The organism is Paenilisteria rustica, assembly GCF_013820765.1.
Classification (GTDB): Bacteria; Bacillota; Bacilli; order Lactobacillales; family Listeriaceae; genus Listeria_A; species Listeria_A rustica.
This window is the reverse complement of sequence record NZ_JABJVM010000060.1, coordinates 1-255: the sequence shown is the minus strand read 5'-3', so window position 1 is coordinate 255 and position 255 is coordinate 1. Positions and strand designations below refer to the sequence as shown.

Here is a 255-nt window from a genome sequence, read left to right as displayed (position 1 = left end):
AGTGCGGTATAAGTCTTTGACTTGTACCAACCAAGTAAGAACCGAGAATCAACTGAAAGTAACCTTTCAACTAACTGATACGGCCATCGCTGGCTCGTAGACGTTAGGAACATACCCGTGGTTAGTGTGTAAGCACAGCGATCCACATGGTTAAGTTAGAAAGGGCGCACGGTGGATGCCTTGGCACTAGGAGCCGAAGAAGGACGGGACTAACACCGATATGCTTTGGGGAGCTGTACGTAAGCGTTGATCCAG

The 255-nt window shown here is 49.0% G+C and carries 1 rRNA gene; it reads left to right on the top strand.

Annotated elements, in window-relative coordinates:
• Positions 1 to 148: 148 nt before the first annotated feature.
• Positions 149 to 255: ribosomal RNA gene (locus HPK16_RS16680) — 23S ribosomal RNA — on the top strand; the annotation flags it as partial.